Below are 1,583 nucleotides of genomic sequence, written 5' to 3'. Positions count from 1 at the left end.
AGACAGGAGCCATGCTCGGCCGCATTTGCACAACGCAGCCGAGCATGGCTCGGCTCTACAGGGTGGGTTGCCCCATCCACGCCTGTAGCCGGGCCACCTGGGCGGCGTCCAGCCGCAATCCCAGCTTGCTCCTTCGCCACAGCACGTCTTCAGCGCTACGCGCCCATTCGTGGTCACGCAGGAAGGTGACCTCGCGCGCGTGCAGGCCCGCACCAAGGTCCTCGCCAAGATCTTCCAGGCCGTGCGCGCCCTGCAGCAGCGCAGCACTGCGGCTGCCGTAGGCCTCGGCCCAACGCTGCGCCGTACAGGAGGGCAGCCACGGTGCCAATGCCTGCAGGCGGGAGTGCGCCTGCGCGGCGTCGCCCCAGTCGCTGCCCGGCAGCGGGTGGCCCGCTGCTGTCCATGCCGGTCCCATCTGCAGCAGGGCAGGGCGCAGCAGCTCCAGCGCTTCTTCGGCCAGCACCCGGTACGTGGTCAGCTTGCCGCCCAGCACGTGCAGTGCAGGCGCCGGGCCGGACTGCAGTTGCAGGCGGTAGTCACGGCTCAGCTTCGCTGCACGCGGGTCCGGATCGGCCAGCAACGGGCGAACCCCTGCGAACTGCCAGACCACGTCTTCCGGGGTGATGGGTTCGCGCAGGTAGCGATTGGCGGCCTCGCACAGATAGTCCACTTCGGAAGGCAGCACGCTGCATCGGGCCGGGTTGCCGCGGTAGTCGGTGTCGGTGGTGCCGACCAGCAGGTGGTCGTGGGCGAAGGGCAGCAGGAACACCACGCGGCCATCGGGTTGCTGAAGCAGGCAGGCACTGTCGTCGGGCCAGGGCCGGCGCAGCACGATGTGGCTGCCCTGTACCAGGCGCAGGGCAGGGCCGCCATCGCGCGCCTGCATCCGTTCCAGCAGGCCTCCTGCCCAGGGACCGGCCGCATTGGCAACGGCGTGGGCGATCACCGTTTGCTGCCGGCCGTCGGTGGCTTCCAGCGTGGCCTGCCAACGGCCCTGCACAGGGCGCAGTTCGACGCAGCGGCTGCGCACATGCACCCGTGCGCCACGCTGGGCGGCGTCCAACGCATTGAGCAGCACCAGCCGCGCGTCGTCGACCTGCGCATCGGCGTAGCTGAAGGCCTGCCGCAGATCCGGGGAGAGCCAGGGGCCGAGCGGGTCGCGTTGCAGGTCCAGTGCGCGCGAGGCGGGGAACGCCGGGCTGCGCCGGCCGAGACGGTCATACAGCCACAGGCCCGTGCGCAGCATCCAGCGCGGTCGCAGGTGGGGTTCCCATGGCAGTACGAAGCGCAACGGACGGACCAGATGAGGGGCCTGCCGGCGTACCACTTCGCGTTCACCCAGTGCCTTGCGCACCAGTCCGAACTCGCCCTGTTCCAGGTAGCGCAGGCCGCCGTGGATCAGCTTGCTGCTGGCGCTGGAGGTGTGCGCGGCCAGGTCATCCTGCTCGCACAACAGCACCTGCAGGCCGCGGCCGGCCGCATCACGGGCGATGCCAGCGCCGTTGATGCCGCCACCGATCACCAGCAGGTCGACTTCGTGCATCGTGCCTCCGTGTCCTGTTCATGTAGAGCCGAGCCCATGC

1 protein-coding gene is annotated in these 1,583 nt (G+C 70.0%); it reads right to left on the bottom strand.

Annotated features, from left to right (window positions below; all coding sequences use genetic code 11):
* Positions 1-55: 55 nt before the first annotated feature.
* Entirely contained in the window at positions 56-1,543 is a 1,488-nt protein-coding gene (gene glpD / locus QRO91_RS22385) for a glycerol-3-phosphate dehydrogenase (RefSeq protein ID WP_197651149.1), read from the bottom strand.
* Between the last annotated feature and the right edge of the window lie 40 nt (positions 1,544-1,583).

It is taken from the genome of Stenotrophomonas maltophilia group sp. Smal32 (assembly GCF_030237085.1).
GTDB classification, from domain to species: Bacteria; Pseudomonadota; Gammaproteobacteria; order Xanthomonadales; family Xanthomonadaceae; genus Stenotrophomonas; species Stenotrophomonas maltophilia_Q.
This window is presented reverse-complemented; position numbering and strand designations above follow the sequence as displayed.